This is a genomic window from Mycobacterium botniense (assembly GCF_010723305.1).
Lineage (GTDB): Bacteria > Actinomycetota > Actinomycetes > Mycobacteriales > Mycobacteriaceae > Mycobacterium > Mycobacterium botniense.
In genome coordinates this window covers 1,987,402-2,001,498 of the sequence record NZ_BLKW01000002.1, presented here as the reverse complement: position 1 = coordinate 2,001,498, position 14,097 = coordinate 1,987,402, and the positions used below count along the sequence as shown (strand labels likewise).

15 protein-coding genes are annotated in these 14,097 nt (G+C 63.3%); 8 read left to right on the top strand and 7 right to left on the bottom strand.

What is annotated here, in order from left to right:
- Positions 1 to 16 precede the first annotated feature (16 nt).
- The 6 genes from G6N08_RS09445 to G6N08_RS09420 all read right to left on the bottom strand — a co-directional run bounded on the left by G6N08_RS09445 (position 17) and on the right by G6N08_RS09420 (position 5,898).
- The gene (locus G6N08_RS09445; RefSeq protein ID WP_163756327.1) at positions 17 to 1,162 is read right to left on the bottom strand and encodes a thiolase family protein; all 1,146 of its coding nucleotides are present in this window, start codon (positions 1,160 to 1,162) and stop codon (positions 17 to 19) included.
- Positions 1,155 to 1,961 (bottom strand): enoyl-CoA hydratase/isomerase family protein, encoded by an 807-nt coding sequence (locus G6N08_RS09440; RefSeq protein WP_163756325.1) that lies wholly within the window; start codon positions 1,959 to 1,961, stop codon positions 1,155 to 1,157. Before G6N08_RS09440 ends, G6N08_RS09445 begins: the two co-directional genes overlap by 8 nt.
- Positions 1,961 to 2,530: a CoA transferase gene (locus G6N08_RS09435; RefSeq protein WP_281352719.1), complete on the bottom strand. Its 570-nt coding sequence runs from the start codon at positions 2,528 to 2,530 to the stop codon at positions 1,961 to 1,963. Before G6N08_RS09435 ends, G6N08_RS09440 begins: the two co-directional genes overlap by 1 nt.
- A gap of 34 nt (positions 2,531 to 2,564) precedes the next feature.
- Positions 2,565 to 3,332, bottom strand: a complete 768-nt coding sequence (locus G6N08_RS09430) for an SDR family NAD(P)-dependent oxidoreductase (protein ID WP_163756323.1) — start codon at positions 3,330 to 3,332, stop codon at positions 2,565 to 2,567.
- Positions 3,332 to 4,510, bottom strand: a complete 1,179-nt coding sequence (locus tag G6N08_RS09425; protein WP_163756877.1) for an acyl-CoA dehydrogenase family protein — start codon at positions 4,508 to 4,510, stop codon at positions 3,332 to 3,334. Before G6N08_RS09425 ends, G6N08_RS09430 begins: the two co-directional genes overlap by 1 nt.
- A 107-nt stretch (positions 4,511 to 4,617) precedes the next feature.
- Positions 4,618 to 5,898, bottom strand: coding sequence for an amidohydrolase family protein (locus G6N08_RS09420; RefSeq protein WP_163756321.1), 1,281 nt, complete (start codon positions 5,896 to 5,898; stop codon positions 4,618 to 4,620).
- A gap of 260 nt (positions 5,899 to 6,158) precedes the next feature.
- Between G6N08_RS09420 and G6N08_RS09415 the strand changes: the two genes are divergently transcribed.
- Genes G6N08_RS09415 through G6N08_RS09385 form a run of 7 tightly spaced genes read left to right on the top strand, consistent with a single transcriptional unit; the run spans position 6,159 to position 11,820 of the window.
- Entirely contained in the window at positions 6,159 to 6,701 is a 543-nt protein-coding gene (locus G6N08_RS09415; RefSeq protein ID WP_163756319.1) for a carboxymuconolactone decarboxylase family protein, read from the top strand.
- A 22-nt stretch (positions 6,702 to 6,723) separates the two neighbouring features.
- A complete protein-coding gene (locus G6N08_RS09410) occupies positions 6,724 to 8,013 on the top strand; it encodes an aromatic ring-hydroxylating oxygenase subunit alpha (protein ID WP_163756317.1) in 1,290 nt (429 codons plus the stop codon).
- Entirely contained in the window at positions 7,985 to 8,320 is a 336-nt protein-coding gene (locus tag G6N08_RS09405; RefSeq protein ID WP_163756315.1) for a hypothetical protein, read from the top strand. The genes G6N08_RS09410 and G6N08_RS09405 overlap by 29 nt, the downstream gene beginning before the upstream one ends.
- 3 nt (positions 8,321 to 8,323) lie before the next feature.
- On the top strand, positions 8,324 to 9,538 hold the full coding sequence (locus G6N08_RS09400) for a metal-dependent hydrolase family protein (protein ID WP_163756313.1): 1,215 nt from the start codon (positions 8,324 to 8,326) through the stop codon (positions 9,536 to 9,538).
- Positions 9,522 to 9,941: a nuclear transport factor 2 family protein gene (locus G6N08_RS09395; protein WP_163756311.1), complete on the top strand. Its 420-nt coding sequence runs from the start codon at positions 9,522 to 9,524 to the stop codon at positions 9,939 to 9,941. Before G6N08_RS09400 ends, G6N08_RS09395 begins: the two co-directional genes overlap by 17 nt.
- Entirely contained in the window at positions 9,938 to 11,026 is a 1,089-nt protein-coding gene (locus G6N08_RS09390) for an acyl-CoA dehydrogenase family protein (protein ID WP_163756309.1), read from the top strand. Before G6N08_RS09395 ends, G6N08_RS09390 begins: the two co-directional genes overlap by 4 nt.
- The gene (locus G6N08_RS09385) at positions 11,023 to 11,820 is read left to right on the top strand and encodes an acyl-CoA dehydrogenase family protein (protein WP_163756308.1); all 798 of its coding nucleotides are present in this window, start codon (positions 11,023 to 11,025) and stop codon (positions 11,818 to 11,820) included. The genes G6N08_RS09390 and G6N08_RS09385 overlap by 4 nt, the downstream gene beginning before the upstream one ends.
- 110 nt (positions 11,821 to 11,930) lie before the next feature.
- Here the strand turns inward: G6N08_RS09385 and G6N08_RS09380 are convergent, their stop codons facing one another.
- Positions 11,931 to 13,115, bottom strand: coding sequence for an acyl-CoA dehydrogenase family protein (locus tag G6N08_RS09380; RefSeq protein WP_163756306.1), 1,185 nt, complete (start codon positions 13,113 to 13,115; stop codon positions 11,931 to 11,933).
- Positions 13,116 to 13,347: 232 nt separating this feature from the next.
- Here G6N08_RS09380 and G6N08_RS09375 point away from each other — a divergent pair, with 232 nt between their 5' ends.
- Entirely contained in the window at positions 13,348 to 14,013 is a 666-nt protein-coding gene (locus tag G6N08_RS09375) for a TetR/AcrR family transcriptional regulator (protein ID WP_174813266.1), read from the top strand.
- The last annotated feature ends 84 nt before the right edge of the window (positions 14,014 to 14,097 follow it).

Genomic DNA, 14,097 nt, shown 5'->3' with positions numbered 1-14,097 from the left:
CCTCTCCTCTGACTCTCTATGAAACAAGTTCGACCAGCGTGGCGTTGGCGGTGCCGCCGCCCTCGCACATGGTCTGCAACCCGTAACGAATCCCGTTGTCGCGCATGTGATGCACCATGCGGGTCATCAGCACCGCACCGGACGCGCCGAGGGGATGTCCTAGTGCGATAGCGCCGCCAAGCGGATTGAGCCGCTGCGGGTCAGCGCCGGTTTCGGCGAGCCAGGCCAGCGGCACCGGCGCGAACGCCTCGTTCACCTCGAAGACGCCGACTTCGGCCAGCGAAACGCCGGCCTTGCGAAGGACCTTCTCGGTCGCCGGAATCGGGCCGGTAAGCATGAGCACCGGGTCTGCGCCGGTGACCGCGCCGGCGCGGTAGCGCACCATCGGCGTCAACCCAAGTTCGAGCGCCACGGCAGGTGTCGTCACCAGCAGGGCCGCAGCTCCGTCGGAGATCTGAGATGAGTTGCCCGCGTGGATCATCCCGTCCTCAACGAACGCGGGCTTTAATGCGGCCAGTTTCTCGACGCTGGTTCCGCGGCGAACGCCTTCGTCCGCGGCGACGCGTTGCCCGTCGACCCAGACCGGCACGATCTGGGTGTCGAAAGCGCCGCTGTCCTGTGCGGCCGCGGCACGCTCGTGGGAACGCACTGCGTACTCGTCGAGCTGGGTGCGGGAAAACCCCCACTTCGCGGCGATCAGCTCAGCGGAGACCCCCTGGTTAAACGAGAAATCATGATAGCGGGCGAGGACTTTCGGCCCGTAGGGCATACCCGTGGTCCGCGCGGCGCCCAGGGGCACCCGGCTCATGACCTCGACACCGCCGGCTATGACGAGGTCCTGCTGACCAGACATCACCGCGTGCACCGCGAAGTCGAGGGCTTGCTGGCTGGAGCCGCATGCCCGGTTGATGGTGGTGCCGGGCACCGTCTCGGGCCAGCCGGCCGCCAGCACCGCATAGCGGCCGATATTGCTCGATTGGTCACCGACTTGTGAGACGCAACCCCAGATCACGTCGTCGACGATCCCGGGACCGATGCCCGCGCGATCCACCAATTCGTTGAGCACGACCGCCGATAGGTCAGCGGCGTGCATGGTCGACAGCACGCCGTCGCGCTTGCCGACTGGGGTGCGCACCGCTTCGACGATTACCGCTTCACGCATCTGTCCGCTCCGATCTCGACACCGCCCAGCGTCCAGTAAACGACGGCTCTCGTTTCGCAGTGAACGCGGCATAGGCTTCGGCGACATCGGCGGTCGCGAAATTGACCGCCTGCGCGCGGGCCTCGTTTGCGAGTGCGCCGCGCAGTGTCCGGTCGGCGCCTTCGTTCAGCAGCGCCTTGCTCTGGGCCAGCGCGATTGGCGGTCCTGCGGCCAGCCGCGCGGCCAGTTCAGCGACAAAACTGTCGATTTCGTCGGCCGACACCACCCAGGTCACCAAGTTCAACGCCAAGGCTTCCTCGGCGTCGATGGTCTCGGCCAGCAGGGTGAGCCGTTTTGCTTGTTGCAAACCCACCAGCTTGGGAAGCAGCCATGAACCTCCAAGGTCCAAGGATAGTCCTCGCTTGGAGAAGACCTGGCAAAACGTCGATTCTGGGGTGGCCACCACCAGGTCACACCCCAGCGCGAGGTTCCAGCCGGCGCCGACTGCCACCCCGGTCACCTTCGCGATAGTGGGTATCGCCAGCTCGTGCAAGGCCAGCGCCACGTCGGTGAGCCTTCGCATCTTATCGACCGGATGAGCGTCGTCTGGGGAAGCGATGTCGGCGCCAGAGCAGAACGCACCGCCGGCTCCGGTAATCACCAGCACACGCACCCCACGGTCTTTGCCCGCCGCAGTGAGCGCTTCTGCCAACGCAATCCACAGTTCGCGGTTGATGGCGTTCTTGCGGGCCGGACGGTTGAGAGTCAGTGTCCGCACGCCGTTGCGGTCATCGGATAGCAGCACCGGCTCGTCGGACATCAGCGGCAGACCGGCCCGGCGACACCCTGAACGTGCAACGCAGCAATGTCGGCTGACGTCATACCCAACTCTGCGAGCACCGAGTCGGTGTGCTGCCTCAGCCCGGGCACAGCGCCCATCGGCGGCTGGTAGCCGCTGATCACCGATGGCGGCAGCAACGATGGGATCGGGCCGGCCGGGATATCGATCTGGCGCCAACGATTCCGGGCTGCCAGCTGAGAAGGGGTGAGCACCTCGCTGGGCCGGTTGTACCGAGCATTGTCGATCCCGGCAGCATCAGCGGTATTTTGCGCGCCCGATTCCGCCTGTGCGAGTGCATCGTAGGCACGTTGGTGCGATAGCGGGCCGCCGGGCCCGTAGCCCCCGATTTCGAGGCCGATCACTCGCGGGCGGCGCTGCGACAGCTCTGCCCGGGCAATGCACAAGTGCGCCGCAAGGCCATTGACGGCGTCGTCGTAGCGGACGAAGTCGCCGCCGTTCGGGTTTCCAATCTTGATGACCCGCGCACCGGAGTCGGCGAGCACACGTGTACACATCGGCGCGGACACCGCCTGCTCTAACGACGCCACGGTGAATCCGCCTGCGGCACCCCGGGATCGGCCATCACATCACCATGCCACCGTCCACGGCAAGCACCTGGCCCGTGATGTACGACGCGGCGTCAGAAGCGAGAAAGACAAATGCCCCGGCAATCTCCTCGGGCTCTGCCCAGCGCTGCAACGGGATGCGCGCCATCATGGCGGTCGCGAACTTTTCATTGGTGCGGATCGTCTCCGTCATGCGTGTCGCCGCCAGTGGCGCCACTGCATTGACCAAAATGTTCTTGCGCGCCATCTCACGCGCCAGCGACTTCGTGAAACCGATGATGCCCGCCTTAGCGGCCGAATAGTTGACTTGACCGAGTGTTCCGATGATCCCGGCGGACGACGTGACGTTGATGATACGGCCAGTGCCGTCAGTGGGAAGAAATGGCAGCGCGGCCTGTGCGCAATGAAAAGCACCCAGCACGTGAATGTCGAGCAGTCGGCGAAAGGTCTCGTCGGTCACCTCGGCGAACATCGCCGGTGCTGTCACTCCGGCGTTGTTGACCACGATGTGCAGCACGCCCTCCCCGAGTCCGGCGGCCTGCGCGGCTGCCGCGTCAGCAGCCGCACGATCACGCACATCCAGTGGAGTGCTGTCCGCCTTCCCGCCGCTGGCGCAAATACCTTCGGCGACCGCAGCTGCCGCGTCCCCGTTGATGTCGCTCACGAGCACTGCGGCACCCGCGGCTGCAAACGCCACCGCCACCGCTGCACCGATGCCCCCGCCCGCGCCGGTCACCAGCGCTGAGCGTCCGGTGAGATCGAACATCGCATTGTTGCGGGCCATCAGTAGCTCCTCGGCAGTTTCAGTGTGTGCGATCCCAGGTAGTTGAGGATCATCTCCTGGCTGACCGGGGCGATCTTCATCAGCCTGGCTTCGCGAAAGTAACGAGCCACGTGGTATTCCTCGGCATAGCCCATTCCGCCATGGGTTTGAAGCGCCCGGTCAGCTGCGGTGAAGCCGGCGTCGGCGCACAAGTACTTCGCAGTGTTCGCCTCGCGTCCACAGGGTTTCCCGTTGTCGTAGAGCCAGGTCGCCTTCCGCAACATCAGCTCGGCGGCGTCCAGCCGAGCTAGCGAGTCGGCGAGCGGAAACTGGATACCCTGGTTCATGCCGATCGGGCGGCCGAACACCTCACGCTCGCCGGCGTATTTGACCGCTCGATCCAGTGCAACCCGGCCGATGCCCAGGGCCTCGGCGGCGATCAGCATCCGTTCCGGGTTTAGCCCGTCGAGAATGTACTCGAATCCCTTGCCTTCCTCCCCGACACGATCCTCAACCGGCACCTTCAGGTTGTCGATGAAAAGCTCGTTAGAGGACACGGCGTTACGGCCCATCTTGCGAATAGGCCGGATGTCGACCCGGCTGCGATCCAGGTCGGTGAGAAACAGCGTCATCCCGTCGGTCTTCTTGGCACCTCTCTTCGCCAGTTGGTCGTAGGTCTCGGTGCGCGTCAACAGCAGGATCTTTTCGGACTCCAGGGCTTTGGAGATCCACACCTTACGGCCGTTGACGACATAATGATCGCCCTGCCGCTTGGCGAACGTGGTGATGCGTGAGGTGTCCAGCCCGGCACCGGGTTCGGTCACCCCGAAACACACATGCAGATCACCGGTGACGACGCGGGGCAGGGTGCGGCACTTGAGGTCTTCGGAGCCGTGCACCACCACGGGCTGCATACCGAAGATAGAAAGGTGAATCGAGCTGGCGGCGTTCATGCCTCCACCGGATTTGGCAACCTCCTCGGCCAGCAGGGTGGCTTCGGTGATGCCCAGTCCGTGACCACCGTACTCGACGGGGATCGTCATACCCAGCCAGCCGCCATCGGCGATGGCGCGGTAGAACTCGGTGGGAAACTCGTGTGCCTGGTCTTTTTGCATCCAGTAGTGGTCGTCGAACTTCTGCGCGAGCTCAGCAACCGACCGCCGGATCAGTTGCTGATCTTCGGTAAGTTCGAAATTCATTCCGCTGCTGGGCATGGAGATCCTTTACGTCCCAATCCGGGCAAGCACAGATCCACACGGTTGCTGCACTCAGCCGTGCGATTCTGCGTCTTTGAGGCGCGTTGAACCTAGCTGGTGGCCTGAGCTGCCTGGGTCAGCGCGTTCATCGTCCGCTCACCCGCCTTGTGGTGGCTAAGTGCCCGAATCGACACATCGTGGCCCTCGGCCGCTTTACGCAGCGCGCCGACTGTCGCCTGCTCCTTGGAGATGTGCGCGAACGGGTCGAACGAGTACCAGCGCATCGCGTTTTCGTGGGTGATCTTGTTGATCTCGTCGTCGGGAACGTTGTTGGCGCTCAGAACATCCCACAGCTCCTCGGGTGCGCCCGGCCACATCGAGTCACTGTGCGGGTAATCGGCCTCCCATGCGATGTTGTCGACGCCGATCTCATGGCGTAGCTTCACACCCACGGGATCGCTGATGAAACATGTCAGGAAATGCTCGCGGAACACCTCTGACGGCAGCTTGCCGCCGAAGTCCTGATGCGTCCACGTTGAATGCATTTCGAACGTCCGGTCCACCCGCTCCAGGAAGTAGGGAATCCATCCGGTTCCGCCTTCGCTCAAAGCGATCTTCAGGTCCGGGTACTCCTTGATCGGTTTAGACCACAGCAGATCCGCAGCCGCTTGCACAATGTTCATCGGCTGCAGGGTGATCATCACGTCCATCGGTGCGTCGGGCGCGGTAATCGCCAATTTGCCCGAGGATCCGATGTGTACGTTCAGCACGGTGTTGGTGTCACACAATGCCTTCCACAGCGGGTTCCAGTAGGGGTCGTGGAAGCTCGGGTAACCCATCGCTGCGGGGTTTTCGGTGAACGTCAGCGCGTGCACGCCTTTCTTCGAGACGCGCCGCACCTCCGCAGCGCACGCCTCAGCATCCCAGATCACCGGTAACGCCATTGGGATGAACCGGGCCGGGTACGCGCCGCACCAATCCTCGATGTGCCAGTCGTTATAGGCCTGCACGAGAGCGACCGAGAACTCCGGGTCGTCAGTGGCGAACAGGCGCCCGGCAAACCCCGGGAAGGATGGGAAGCAGATCGAGGCGAGGATGCCGCCCGCATTCATGTCCTTGACCCGCTCGTCGACGTTGTAGCAACCCGGCCGGATCTCGTCCAGACCCTGGGGTTCGAGTCCGTACTCTTCTTTGGGCCGGCCGGCTACCGCGTTAAGCGCCACGTTGGGGATGACCGTGTCGCGAAACTTCCACATGTCCGAGCCATCGGGGTTGTGGACCAGCCGGGGAGCATCGTCCAGGTACTTTTTGGGCAGATGGTTCTTGAACATGTCCGGCGGCTCGACGGTGTGGTCGTCGACGCTGATCAGAATCATGTCGTCTTTGTTCATGGCCGTTCCTTTCGATCCCGCCTACTGCGGTTGCGGCGAGCCGCATGTGCCCTTCCATGCAGTTCTCTACCTTCGGAAACTATCTTCTCAGTTCCCGAGAATCAACGTCTGAGGCCGGGTCGCTCGACGACGCCCACCGTGGCCTGCCCCGATTTCTCGCGACCAGTCCGAAGACCGCCATTGACCTCTTGGTCGAACCGTGCAAGTCTATTAGTTAGAAATGAGAATCTGATTCTCGATATACGAGAGGAGTCGGCTGGATGCGCTTGCAGCCGTTGCCGGCAGACCAGTGGGACGACGCCGTGCAGCGCTCGCTCGCCGACATGCTGCCGGCGGAGCGACGCAATCCCCGTGACGCTGGTAACGCGCTGGCGACACTGGCGCACCATCCCGCGCTGACCCGGGCATTCCTGCGCTTCAACACCCATCTGCTGTTCGCGTCGACCCTACCGGCGCGGCTGCGCGAACTGGCCATCCTGCGGGTCGCGCACCGGCGGGACTGCACCTACGAATGGGTGCACCATGTGGCGCTTGCTAAGGAGGCAGGCCTGTCGGAGGACGAGATCACCGCGGTTCGCCGCGGCGATGCCGCCAACAGACTTGAGGGCGCAGTGCTCACCGCGGTCGATGAGCTCGACGAGAAATCCCAGATCTCCGACCAGACCTGGGCCACGCTGGGTGAGCGCCTCAATGACCGCCAGCGGATGGACCTGGTTTTCACGGTCGGGTGCTACACCCTGCTGGCCATGGCGTTCAACACCTTCGGTGTCGAGATCGAAGACGATTCCGAGCAACTGAGATAGCAGGTAGCAAGAGAGGTAGATCGTGGCGCATTTTCCCAAACCAGCAGCCGGAAGCTGGACACAGCATTATCCCGAACTGGGCACCGCGCCGGTCGATTACACCGATTCCATCGACCCCGCATTCTTCGAAGCCGAACGCGAGGCGATCTTCAAGCGGACCTGGCTCAACGTCGGCCGCACCGAGCGGCTGCCCCGCGTTGGCAGCTACTTCACCAAGGAGCTGCCCTCGGCCGGCCCCGGCATGTCGGTGATCGTGGTCAAGACCAAGGACGGGTCAATCAAGGCATTCCACAACATCTGCCGTCACCGCGGCAACAAGCTGGTGTGGAATGACTATCCGCACGAGGAGACGTCAGGCACCTGTCGGCAATTCACCTGCAAGTACCACGCCTGGCGGTACAGCCTCGACGGCGAGTTGACCTTCATCCAGCAAGAAGATGAGTTCTTCGACGTCGACAAAAACCAATACGGGCTCAAGCCGGTTCGCTGCGACGTCTGGGAGGGGTTTATCTTCGTCAACCTCGATCCGGATGCGCAACCGCTGCGCGAGTACCTGGGCCCGCTGGCCAAAGGTCTCGAGGGCTACCCCTTCCACGAGATGACTGAGGTCTACCAATACAAGGCCGAGGTGGGAGCCAACTGGAAGCTGTTCATCGATGCATTCGCCGAGTTCTACCACGCGCCCGTACTGCACCAGGGGCAGTACACCAAAGAAGAAGCAGCCAAGATCATGAAGTACGGCTTCGAGGCGCTGCACTACGAGATCGCAAGCCCCCACGCGATGATCTCCGTGTGGGGAGGACAGTCCCCGCCCGCGGACCTGAACATGGTCAAGCCCATGGACCGGGTACTGCGCAGCGGGCTGTTCGGCCCCTGGGACCGGCCCGATGTCATCCAGAAGCTCGAGCAGCTGCCCCCCGGTATCAACCCCACCCGCGCATCCCAGTGGGGAATAGATTCGTTCCACTTCTTCCCGAACTTCATGCTGCTGATCTGGGCCCCGGGCTGGTATCTCACCTACCACTACTGGCCGACTGCCGTCGACAGGCACATCTTCGAAGGGACCATCTATTTCGTTCCACCGAAGAACGCCCGGGAACGACTGGCTCAGGAATTGGCAGCGGTGACCTTCAAGGAGTATGCGCTGCAAGATTCCAACACCTTGGAGGCGACCCAGACCATGATCGGCACCGGCGTCGTCAAAGAGTTCCCGCTTTGCGATCAGGAAATTTTGCTGCGCCACCTGCACAAAGTGGCGCACGATTATGTCAGGGAGTACCAAAATGGCCGAAAAGCCAGTATTGCCAGCTGAATTTGCAGACTTGGAGCCTTTTACTGACTGGGACTTGGCAACTGAGCCCGAACGCTACGCCAAGCGGCTGGCTTCCTCCATGGCCGAGATGCAAGCGTTTTATGACGCCGCGTTTCCCCGCTTGGAGGATGCGATCACCTACCTCAACAAATTTCCGCTCGATGACCTGCCCGACGATGCTCGCACCCTGCTTCATATGATGCAGTCATTGATTATGGTGTCGTTCCCGGTCGAGGCATGGAAACAGCCAAAGGTGCCCGACAGTGGCGCAACCTACCTGAACCTGGTCAGGGAGCCGGTGGTTTAAAAAGTGCTGACCCTCAAAGCCGCTGGGCTGCTTGACGTCGACGCCGGCAAGATCATCCAGCCGGGCGTCGTTCGCATTGACGGCGAACACATTGTCGGCGTCGGCGGCCCCGTCGAGGGTGAGGTGATCGACCTCGGCGACCAGACCCTGCTGCCCGGCCTGATGGACATGGAGGTCAACCTCCTGATGGGCGGGCGCGGCGAGAAGCCCGCACTGTCGCAGGTGCAAGACGACCCGCCCACCCGGGTACTGCGCGCAGTCGGCAATGCCCGCCGCACGTTACGTGCCGGGTTCACCACTGTGCGCAACCTTGGGCTTTTCGTGAAAACCGGCGGCTATCTGCTCGACGTCGCTCTGAGCAAAGCGATCGACGCGGGCTGGATCGAGGGCCCGCGGGTCGTGCCGGCCGGGCATGCGATCACCCCGACGGGCGGACACTTGGACCCGAGCATGTTTCAGCCGCTCGCACCGGGCGTGCTGCCGCTCACAGTGGAAGAAGGCATCGCCAACGGTGTCGACGAGGTCCGCCGGGCGGTGCGGTACCAGATCAAACACGGTGCGCAACTGATCAAGGTCTGTGCCTCCGGCGGGGTGATGTCATTGACTGGCCCTCCTGGGGCACAACACTATTCAGATGACGAGTTGCGTGCGATCGTCGACGAAGCGCATCGGCGTGGGCTCCGTGTCGCCGCGCACACGCATGGCGCCGACGCCGTTCGGCACGCGGTCGCAGCGGGCATCGACTGTATCGAGCACGGCTTTCTGGTCGATGACGATGCAATCGCCGCGATGGTCAAACACGGAACATTCCTGGTGACCACTCGGCGCCTGACCGACGCGATGGACGTCTCGAGCGCCCCGCCGGAACTCCAGGCCAAGGCTGCCGAAATGTTTCCGCGTGCGCGCAAATCGGTGGTAAGTGCGTACCAGGCCGGGGTCAAGATCGCTGTCGGCACCGACGCGCCCGCAATTCCGCACGGGCGCAACGCTGACGAGTTGGTCACCCTGGTCGAGCTCGGTATACCGCCGGCCGCGGTGCTCCGCGCCGCGACCGTCACCGCCGCCGAGCTCATCCTCGCCACCGACCGCGGCCGGCTGGCGGAGGGCATGCTTGCCGACGTGATTGCGGTGCCGGGAAATCCGTTGCAGGACATAACGGTGACTCAAAACGTCGGGTTCGTGATGAAGGGCGGCAAGGTTTATGTCAACAAGGACTGACGATCTGGTCGAAATCCAGCAGTTGCTTGCACGCTACGCGGTTACCATTACCCAGCAGGACATCGAGGGTCTGCTAAGCGTTTTCACACCTGACGGCACCTATAGCGCTTTCGGGGACACCTACCGTCTAGACAGGTTCCCGGAGCTCGTCGCTGCCGCACCGAAGGGCCTGTTCCTGACCGGGACCGCGTTAGTGGATCTCGACGGTGACACCGCGACCGGCACTCAGCCGCTGTGCTTCATCGAGCACGCGACCCACGATATGCGGATCGGTTACTACCGCGACGCATATGTCCGCACCCCCGAGGGCTGGCGGCTGAAAAGCCGGGCGATGACCTTCATTCGACGCAGTGGCGCGCACGATTCGGGCCGTCCGCACGCCGCCGGCCGCCCCACCCCATGAGTGTCGAGCGGTTCCGGGCGGAGCTGCGTGCGTGGCTCGACGACAATGATCTGACTCCAGGTCCAGATCATTCGCTGGAGGGCCAGCTACGGCAGCTTGCCCGGGTACATCGGGCGCTCTACGACGCCGGCTGGATGCGCTACGGCTGGCCGACCGAGGTAGGTGGATTGGGCGGGCCGGCGGTGCTGCGCGCGATCGTCGGAGAAGAGGTCGTCGGCCGCGGTCTCGCCGAGCCCGGCCCTTACTCGATGATCGAGGTGCTCGCGCCCACAATGATCGATTACGCGCCCACCGAACTCGCCGCCGAGATGATCCCGCGTCTGCTCAGTGGACGTGAGCAATGGTGTCAAGGCTTTTCCGAGCCGGGATCGGGCAGTGACCTGGCTTCGCTTTCCACCCGCGCGGTTGCTCAGGGCGATCACTGGATCATCAACGGGCAGAAAGTCTGGACTAGCTTCGCGCAGTATGCCACGCGGTGTGTGCTGCTCACCCGCACGGCGTCCGGACGCGATGGACTTACCGCCTTCTTCGTGGACATGGATTCGCCCGGTATCACAGTGCGGCCGCTGCGCACCATGCACGGTGTCGACGAGTTCTGCGAAGTGTACTTCGACGACGTAGCGGTCCCTGAAAGCCGGATCCTCGGTCGGCCCGGTGACGGCTGGCGCCTCGCGATGGACTTGCTGCCCTACGAGCGCTCCACCTGCTTTTGGCAGCGGATCGCCTATTTGTACTCACGGTTCGACCGACTCATCGCGCAGGCAGACTGTCCTGACGATCTCGAACTCGGATCGGCCTATTTGGCGCTACACATCCTGCGCTGCCGCTCCCGCGCCACGCTGCAGCGCCTGACCAACGGTGAACGGCTGGGACCGGAAACCTCGATCGACAAGGTGCTGCTGGCCACCGCCGAACAACGGCTCTTCGACACGGTGCGCGACCTGCTGCCAGGAATGGTTGAGCTCGACGACACGTCATGGCGGCCCGAATACCTCTACTCGCGGGCGGCAACTATCTACGGAGGGACGGCAGAGATCCAGCGCAATATCATCGCCCGCCGTCTCTTGGAGCTGGGCAACGAATGATCGTGGATACCGAATCCTTGCGCCTTCTGGAACAGGCGTTACGCAAAGCCATGAGCGCGGTGTCAGGCCACCAGCTCGATGCGGCTCTGACAGAACTGGGCTGGCTGGATATGGTCGAGGAAATGCCCGATGTGGCGATTCCGTTGGTGTTCCGCCTGCTTGGTGAGACCGGGGCTCATGCGCCGGTGCTCAACGACGTGGTCCTGCGTGCCGCCGGCCACGCCGGCGGCGGCACCGTAGCGCTGCCGTTTACCGGCGGCTGCTGGGTTGTCTGGGAGCGAACCGATAAGCCCACTTCGGCGCTGGACAGCGAGCTCCCCATCCACCGTGTTTCTGAGGGAAAACCGCTGCCTTTAACCGCAGGCCGGCAAGCACTGGGATGGTGGCTGGTAGGCACCAGCCGCGCGATGCTCTCGCTGGCGCGCCAGCATGCGCTCAACCGCGTCCAGTTCGGCCGTCCTATCGCCTCCTTCCAAGCGGTCCGGCATCGGCTGGCCGAAACCCTCGTTGCTGTTGAAGGCGCAGAGGCGACGTTGCACGCGGCCGCAGCCGAACAGGGCGAGTTCGGGTTCCTGCTGGCCAAGGCAGCCGCCGGCCAGGCGGCGCTGATGGCCGCACGCAACTGCCAGCAGGTGCTCGGCGGTATCGGCTTCACCGCAGAACATGAGCTGCATCGCCACGTGAAGCGGTCGCTGGTTCTCGACGGACTGCTCGGCGGCACAAGAGAATTGACGCGGGAAGCCGGAGCGCTATTGCGGACAGAGGGATGTGCGCCTCGACTGGCGAACCTCTGAACGGTGTGCCCGCTGTCGCACCACTACAGGCGTCGGTGGCCCGTGCGGCGAAACATGGTGCGCTTATCGCGCGGACACCTTTGCACCTGTGAGCGAATGCCCACAAATGCTCAGCGGGGCAATCCGAGGATTCGTTGGGCGACGATGTTGCGCTGGATTTCCGATGTACCGCCCGCGATGGTGCCAGCAAAGCTTCGGACGTAGCGATCGAACCAGCTACCGTAGTGGGCATCGAGGTTCAGCGGCGCGAACGGTCCCGTGACAGCGGGGTGGAGCAGACCGTCGAGTCCCGCGGCGGCCAGCGCGTGTTCGGAGGCGCGCTGTACCGCTTCCGATCCGAGCAGTTTGAGCACCGACAAACCCGGCACGTCCTCCTCCCCCCGATCGGCACGCGCGAGGGCCACAGACCCCAGCAGCCGCAACGCCTGAGCATCCATCGCCAAAGTGGCGTAGTGATCTCTGTTATGCGCTGTCTTCGGCCGGAAATCGATGAGTAGTTCACGCAGCCGATCGGCATATCCCATCCACAGCATGGTGCGTTCATGTCCCAACGAACCGGTCGCCACACGCCACCCTTGATTCAGCGGACCCACCAGGTTTTCCGCCGGCACCCGCACATCGGTGAAAAACACCTCATTGAAATCGATGTCATCGCGGCTACATGCCGACGCGAATGGACGGCGTACCACGCCCGGGGCGTCAGTCGGGATCAACAGCGCGCTGATTCCCTTATGTTTCGGGGAGTCCGGGTCGGTGCGTACGAATGTCAGCAACACATCGGCGTCATGGGCGCCCGACGTCCACACCTTTTGCCCGTTGACCACGAAATGCTCGCCTTCCGAATCAGAGCGCAGCACGGCCCGGGTGCGCAGCGACGCCAGATCTGAGCCCGCACCGGGTTCGCTCATCCCCAGCGACGCGGTCATCTCCGCCCGCAAGATCGGCGCCGCCCACCGACGCTTCTGTTCCTCGGAGCCGAACGAGAGCAGCGAGGCCGCCACGATGCCCACCCCTTGCGGATTGAAACTCAAATGGATCCGGCGCCGGGAGAGCTCGTCGGCGTGCACGTACTGCTGCAGGATGGTGGCATTCCGACCGCCGTACTCGGGCGGATTGCCGGGCAGCAGCCATCCGTGGTCGAACAGCAACCGCTGCCAGCATCGAGCCCATTCGGGGATATCTGAGCATGAGCGCGGTCGCTCAACCGCCATCGCCTCGTCGGGCAGGTGCTGATCAAGGAAAGCCGCGAATTCAGCGCGGAACTCCTCGACATCGGAGTCAAATGTCAGCTGCACGGTTCTCCTTGTCACTCAGCGTCCGGCGGGCGAACTCCCGCTCGACCTGCAGCGGCAGGTCCAGATGTCGAATGTGCTTCCATTAATACGTCTAAGAGAATAGTATTCTCGTGTCGGGAAAGTTACAATCTCCAACACGGCGACCGTGAGGGGGTCGAGCGCAGCGATGTCACGCCGTTCTCCGGTACAGTTCAATCATGTTCTCCCTTCACGGCAATCGTCCGAGCCGGTCGTGACCAGCCCCAGCGAGGAGCCGGCCTGGAAACAGCGTGCGGTCGAGCGCTCGATTAAGACGGCAAAACTGCGGGCAGCGCAGCGTGTTCAGCGCTTCCTCGACGCGGCCCAGGCCATCATCATTGAAAAAGGCAGCACGGACTTTACCGTTCAAGAAGTCGTCGACCGCTCCCGGCAGTCGCTGCGTAGCTTCTACCTGCAGTTCGATGGCAAACACGAGCTGCTGTTGGCCCTGTTCGAAGACGCCCTGAGCCGCTCCGCCGACCAGATCCGTGCCGCTACCGAAAGCCATTCCGATCCGCTCGAGCGGTTGAAGGTCGCCGTTCAGCTGCTCTTCGAGGCCTCACGACCAGACCCCAACGCGAAACGGCCGCTGTTCACTGACTTCGCGCCGCGTTTGCTGGTTTCGCACCCTGCCGAGGTCAAAGTTGCCCATGCCCCGCTTTTGGCGTTGCTCACCGAACTGATGGAAGGCGCCGCCGAAGCCGGACAGCTACGTCCCGGTATCAACCCGAAGCGGATGGCTGCCATGACGATGCAAACCGTGATGTTCATCGCACAATCCAGTGGCGGGACCGACGACGCAACGATTCATCCCATCACGGCGGATGAAGTGTGGGAATTCTGCTCGCGCGGGTTCGCCGGCGACGCCACCAGCGAGTAGACAACGCGGCTCGCGTATTTCAGTAGCTGGTCGCCACCTCCCCCGGGCGCCTGCCCGCACCCGTGTCGGTTGCCCATCCGAACA

Excerpts from the sequence above, each read along its gene's own strand:
- G6N08_RS09395 (WP_163756311.1), top strand. The coding sequence starts at position 9,522 with ATGTCAACAAGGACTGACGATCTGGTCGAAATCCAGCAGTTGCTTGCA.
- G6N08_RS09430 (WP_163756323.1), bottom strand. The coding sequence starts at position 3,332 with ATGGCCCGCAACAATGCGATGTTCGATCTCACCGGACGCTCAGCGCTG.
- G6N08_RS09440 (WP_163756325.1), bottom strand. The coding sequence starts at position 1,961 with ATGTCCGACGAGCCGGTGCTGCTATCCGATGACCGCAACGGCGTGCGG.
- G6N08_RS09415 (WP_163756319.1), top strand. The coding sequence starts at position 6,159 with ATGCGCTTGCAGCCGTTGCCGGCAGACCAGTGGGACGACGCCGTGCAG.
- G6N08_RS09385 (WP_163756308.1), top strand. The coding sequence starts at position 11,023 with ATGATCGTGGATACCGAATCCTTGCGCCTTCTGGAACAGGCGTTACGC.
- G6N08_RS09420 (WP_163756321.1), bottom strand. The coding sequence starts at position 5,898 with ATGAACAAAGACGACATGATTCTGATCAGCGTCGACGACCACACCGTC.
- G6N08_RS09390 (WP_163756309.1), top strand. The coding sequence starts at position 9,938 with ATGAGTGTCGAGCGGTTCCGGGCGGAGCTGCGTGCGTGGCTCGACGAC.
- G6N08_RS09405 (WP_163756315.1), top strand. The coding sequence starts at position 7,985 with ATGGCCGAAAAGCCAGTATTGCCAGCTGAATTTGCAGACTTGGAGCCT.
- G6N08_RS09445 (WP_163756327.1), bottom strand. The coding sequence starts at position 1,162 with ATGCGTGAAGCGGTAATCGTCGAAGCGGTGCGCACCCCAGTCGGCAAG.
- G6N08_RS09425 (WP_163756877.1), bottom strand. The coding sequence starts at position 4,510 with ATGAATTTCGAACTTACCGAAGATCAGCAACTGATCCGGCGGTCGGTT.